This is a genomic window from Mesorhizobium sp. M7A.F.Ca.AU.001.01.1.1 (assembly GCF_004022735.1).
Lineage (GTDB): Bacteria > Pseudomonadota > Alphaproteobacteria > Rhizobiales > Rhizobiaceae > Mesorhizobium > Mesorhizobium ciceri.
In genome coordinates this window covers 1-4,797 of sequence record NZ_RZPF01000524.1, presented here as the reverse complement: position 1 = coordinate 4,797, position 4,797 = coordinate 1, and the positions used below count along the sequence as shown (strand labels likewise).

Annotated in this window: 4 protein-coding genes; all 4 read left to right on the top strand. The window is 60.8% G+C overall.

Annotated elements, in window-relative coordinates; genetic code table 11:
* A partial coding sequence (locus EN884_RS26100) for a translocation/assembly module TamB domain-containing protein (protein WP_164895158.1) occupies nt 1-238 on the top strand: 238 nt, incomplete at its 5' end.
* A gap of 266 nt (nt 239-504) precedes the next feature.
* A complete protein-coding gene (locus tag EN884_RS26095) occupies nt 505-2,157 on the top strand; it encodes an ABC transporter substrate-binding protein (protein WP_013530882.1) in 1,653 nt (550 codons plus the stop codon).
* Between the two features lie 230 nt (nt 2,158-2,387).
* Nucleotides 2,388-3,422, top strand: coding sequence for an ABC transporter permease (locus tag EN884_RS26090; protein WP_013530883.1), 1,035 nt, complete (start codon nt 2,388-2,390; stop codon nt 3,420-3,422).
* A gap of 12 nt (nt 3,423-3,434) precedes the next feature.
* The gene (locus tag EN884_RS26085; RefSeq protein WP_013530884.1) at nt 3,435-4,592 is read left to right on the top strand and encodes an ABC transporter permease; all 1,158 of its coding nucleotides are present in this window, start codon (nt 3,435-3,437) and stop codon (nt 4,590-4,592) included.
* Nucleotides 4,593-4,797 lie beyond the last annotated feature (205 nt).

The window sequence follows — 4,797 nt, the reverse complement described above, 5'->3', positions numbered from 1 at the left end:
GCGCAGCGCAATTGGCGTCGACGATCTCGACGTCACCACCGACGACCAGGGCGGCACGGCGGTTTCGGCCGGCAAATACCTCAACGACCGCACCTATGTCACCATCCAGAAGGGCGACAAGCCTGGCTCGGGCAAGGCGACGATCGACCTCAATGTCGGGCGCGGCGTCAAGCTGCGCGGCGAGGCCAACGATGCCGGCGAAGCCAAGGGCGGCATCTTCTACGAGAAGGAATACTGACAGTCCGGCGGGGCTTTTGGCCTCATGGTGGATCGATTCTGGTGCTGTGCGGGCCAGAGTAAATGTCTCAGTTTAATCGACTATCGCGATTCCAGAAGAATCCGTCGGACAGTAGCAAATTTGCGCCAAGACTGTCGTTATCACGCGAACCGCTCCCCTTTCAAAGTTGCACATTCCCTAACATGTTCTCAATCCACGCCGTCTTTGACATCATGGCCTGGATGCGGAATGTTAAAAGGCGGAAAGCCAACAATGGGAGTTAAGTCATGACAATTTATAAGAGTAATGGCGATCGCGTTCCGGATCACATCCTGGCCATGGCCGAAGAAGCCAAGGCAGGCAAGGTGGACCGCCGCGAATTCCTGGCCATGGCCAGCGTCTTCGGCGCATCGACGGCAATGGCTTACGGCTTGCTCGGCCTCGCCGATCCGACGCCGGCGAAGGCCGAAGAGGTAAAGGGCAAGAAGGGCGGCACGCTGAAGATCGCCCAGTGGATCAAAGATCCCAAGGACCCGCGCAAGGCCGACTGGTCGGAAATCGCCAATGCCGAGCGCCAGGCGCTCGAGCCGCTGGTCAAGTACACCTCCGAATACACGTTTCGCCCCTATCTGCTGGAAAGCTGGGACGTCAACGACGACGCCACGCAGTATACGCTGCATGTGCGCAAGGGCGTCACCTGGTCGAATGGCGATGCCTTCACCGCCGATGACGTCATCTTCAACCTGAAGCGCTGGGCTGACAAGAAAGCCGAAGGCAATTCCATGCCCGGCCGTCTCGGCTCGCTGGTCAAGGACGACAAGCTCGACGAGAGCGCCGTGACCAAGCCGGACGACCACACGGTCGTGCTTAAGCTCAGCAAGCCGGACATCGCGCTGATTCCGAACATGTGCGACTATCCCGGGCTGATCGTCCACAAGACCTTCGATGAGAAGGGCGGCGACTTCAAGGCCTGCCCGATCGGCACCGGTCCGTTCGAACTCGTCTCCTACGATGTCGGTCAGAAGGTGGTCTACAAGCGCCGCACCGATGACAAGTGGTGGGACGGCGAAGTGTTCCTCGATGGCCTGGAATTCATCGACTACGGCACCGATCCGGCAGCCATGGTCAGCGCTTTCGAGGCCGGCGAAGTGCACACCAACTTCGAGACTTCGGCCGACTATGTGTCGATCCTCGACGGCATGGACCTGGTGAAGTCGGAAATCGTCACCGCGTCGACCATCGTCTGCCGCACCAACGTCAACAACAAGCCCTATGGCGACCAGAAGGTGCGCAACGCGCTGCAGCTTGCGGTCGACAACAATGTCGTCTTGCAGCTCGGCTACGGCAATGCCGGCTCGGTCGCCGAAAACCACCATGTCTGCTCGATCCATCCGGAATATTACGAGCTGCCCAAGGTTGCCCGTGATCCGGCCAAGGCGAAGGCGCTGATGGCGGAAGCCGGCCAAGCCGACTTCGAACACGAGCTGATCACCGTCGACGAAGACTGGCATAAGAACACCGGCGATGCGATCGCCGCCCAGCTGCGCGACGCCGGCATCAAGGTGAAGCGCACCGTTCTGCCGGGTTCCACGTTCTGGAACGACTGGACGAAGTATCCGCTGTCGATGACCAACTGGAACATGCGTCCGCTCGGCGTCCAGGTTCTGGCCATCGCCTATCGCACCGGCGAGGCCTGGAACGAGGCCGGCTGGTCGAATCCGGACTGGGATGCCAAGCTCAATGCGGCGCTCGCCGTTGCCGACGCCGCCAAGCGCAAGGACATGATGAAGGACATCGAGCAGATACTGCAGGATTCCGGCATCATGATCCAGCCGTACTGGCGCAAGCTCTACAGCCACTCGGTGAAGGCGGTGCAGAACTACAAGATGCACCCGACCTTCGAGCGCGACTACGGCAAGGTCTGGCTCGACCAGGCTTGATATCGCATCGACATGGAGGGAAGGGGCTCGCTCCCTTCCCTCGCTCTTTGCATTGTCCGTCCCTGCTGGTCCGCACATTCTCAAAAAAGTTGCGGACTCGCGGGCAAGGCCATGCAACAAAAACAGGGTTGATCGCATCCGAAGGCCTGTTTGACAGCCAGCCCCGCCGGTCACGGCAGGGTTGGCTTTCATAGCCGGCTCAAACCCCAACCCATCGGCAGGGGGCCGCCATGCTTTCCTTCGTTATCAGGCGTCTTGGCACCATGGCATTGACGATGCTGTGCCTGACCATGGTCGTCTTCTTCCTGATCAACCTCGAACCCAATCTGAAGAAGCTGGCGATCAGCCAGACCGAAATGCATACGTCGGCCGAGCAGCTCGAGAGCTGGCTGGTCAACCATGGCTACCGGCAGAACTTCTTCGTCCGCTACGGCCAGTGGCTTGGTGTCTTGCCCAAGCAGCCGGTAACCGACCCGGCGACCGGCAAGCCGGCGCAGCGTTTCTCCTTCTGCAACGATCCGCTCGTGCCGACCTTTGCCGGCGTTTTCCAGGGCGATTTCGGCTGCTCGACCAAGTTCAAGGCGACCGTCGCCTCAAAACTGTTTCCGGCACTCGGCGCTACGGGCATCCTGATGTTCTGGGTGCTGGCGGTGATGGTGCCGATCTCGCTGCTGATCGGCATTCTGGCCGGCATGCGTGAGGGGTCGCGAACCGACCGGGTGCTGTCCGTGGCGTCGATCGCCTCGACGGCGACGCCTGAATATGTGTCGGGCGTCATCTTCACCGTCATCTTCGCCTCATGGCTAGGCTGGCTGAACGGCTCGGCGGCTTCGGCCAGCCAGGGCATCACCTTCTACAATTTCACACTGCCGGTGATGACGCTGGCGATCTACGGCATCGGCTATATCGCCCGCATGACGCGAGCTTCGATGGTCGAAGTGATGACGCAGCAATATATCCGTACTGCGCGGTTGAAGGGTCTCTCCTTCGGCAGCGTGGTGGTCAAACATGCCTTGCGCAACGCGCTGATCGCACCGTTCACCGTCATCATGCTGCAATTCCCTTGGCTGCTCACCGGCGTCGTCATCGTCGAGGTGATGTTCCGCTACCAGGGCTTCGGCTACACGCTGGTCGAGGCGGCCGGCAACAACGATATCGACCTTTTGCTCGGCTGCTCGCTGGTCTCGGTGTTCATCGTCTTGATCACGCAGCTCATTTCCGATGTCGGCTACGCATTTCTCAATCCGCGTATCAGAGTTCAGTAGGGAGCGAAGCCGATGCCGGTTCAATACATCAGTGGCTTCACCGTCGTTTTCGAAGTGCTGTCGCGCTTCTGGCCGGTCTGGATCGCGCTCGTCATCGTCATGGGCGCGAGCTTCGCCTACAAGAAGAAGCTGGCGCTCTACGGCCAGCTGTTCGACAGCGGTGTCGGCATTGTCGGCGTCGGCATCTGCCTGTTCTGGCTGTTCACGGCGATCTTCGCCGCGACCATATCGCCCTTCGATCCGCTGGCCCAGATTCCGATCATGAAGGACGTGCTGCCGGGCGCCGTCGAACCGCAGTCGGGGCTGACCTATCTGTTCGGCGGCGACAAGCTGGCGCGCGACGTGTTTTCGCGCATGGTCTATGGCAGCCAGATCGTGCTGATCATCGCGCCTGCCGCGACCGGCTTCGCGCTGATGGTCGGCATCACGCTCGGCCTGCCCGCCGGCTATTACGGCGGCAAGATCGACACCGTGCTGTCGTTCCTGGCCAACCTTGTGCTCGCCTTCCCGGTGATCCTGCTGTTCTACCTCTTGGTGACGCCGGGTATCATGGACACGCCGATCCCGTACGGCATGGCCGGCGTGTTCTTCCTGTTCCCGATCATCTTCTTCAGCGTGCTGTTCTGGACCCGCTACAAGAACCGGCCCGACCGGCTCTACATCCTGCTCGGCATCACCCTGATCCTCGGTGGCTGGATCTATCTCGGCCTTGTGTTCGATAAGGACCCGCTGCACATCGTCCATATCGATCCAAACCAGCTCAACATCTTCGTGGCGGTGGTGTTCGCCTCCAGCCCCGGCGTGTTCCGCATCGTGCGTGGCCTGGTGATGGACATCAAGACGCGCGACTATGTGGCGGCGGCGCAGACGCGCGGTGAATCGCCCTGGTACATCATGCTGTGGGAGATCCTGCCCAATGCGCGCGGGCCATTGATCGTCGATGCCTGCCTGCGCATCGGCTACACCACCATCCTGCTCGGCACGCTCGGTTATTTCGGCCTTGGCCTGGCGCCGGAAAGTCCGGACTGGGGCACCGCGATCAAGGACGCCAGCCGCCTGCTGCGCTCCTTCATCCATCCGGCGCTGCCGCCGACCATCGCACTGATGTCGTTCGTGCTGGGCTTGAACCTGCTCGCCGACTCGCTGCGCGAACAATCGATGAAAGACTGATGTCGCGGGTTTCGACCCGATGGGCCTGAGAGAAACAGGCCTGGAAGAACCAGGATTGGAGCGACCCATGAACGAGGCAGTTCGAAATCCCGCCAAGCCGACCCCCGGGCCAACCAAAGGGCCGATCATCGAGATCGAGAACCTGTCGATCTCCTTCTTCACCCGCAAGGGCGAGATACCGGCGGTCATGGAGTTTTTCTGCACC

Coding starts and splice junctions, on each gene's coding strand:
- EN884_RS26095 (WP_013530882.1), top strand. CDS start 505: ATGACAATTTATAAGAGTAATGGCGATCGCGTTCCGGATCACATCCTG.
- EN884_RS26090 (WP_013530883.1), top strand. CDS start 2,388: ATGCTTTCCTTCGTTATCAGGCGTCTTGGCACCATGGCATTGACGATG.
- EN884_RS26085 (WP_013530884.1), top strand. CDS start 3,435: ATGCCGGTTCAATACATCAGTGGCTTCACCGTCGTTTTCGAAGTGCTG.